Origin of the sequence: Massilia sp. CT11-108 (genome assembly GCF_047302915.1) — a bacterium.
Lineage (GTDB): Bacteria > Pseudomonadota > Gammaproteobacteria > Burkholderiales > Burkholderiaceae_D > Telluria > Telluria orientalis.
The window spans coordinates 1-242 of the sequence record NZ_JBKYMO010001720.1 but is presented as its reverse complement, the minus strand read 5'-3'; the positions used below and the strand labels follow the sequence as shown (position 1 = coordinate 242).

General features: G+C 31.4%; 1 protein-coding gene. It reads left to right on the top strand.

The features are described from left to right. The coding region (locus ACEN88_RS36150; protein ID WP_413347190.1) for a hypothetical protein at window positions 1-242 on the top strand (242 nt) is incomplete at both ends.

Here is a 242-nt window from a genome sequence, read left to right as displayed (position 1 = left end):
GGGGTTTATAAAAATAAAATAGAAAATAAAAAAAAAAACAAAAAAAAAAAAAAACCCCAAAAAACCCACAAAACAAAAACCCAAAAAAACCAACAACACAAAACAAAAAAAACAAAAAAAAAACACCCCACCCAAAAAAAAAAAAAAAAAAACAAAACCCCCACCCCCCAAAACAACCCAAACAAGGCCCAACCTCACAACCAACTAATCGAAACACCCCACAAACAAAAAAAAACCAACCC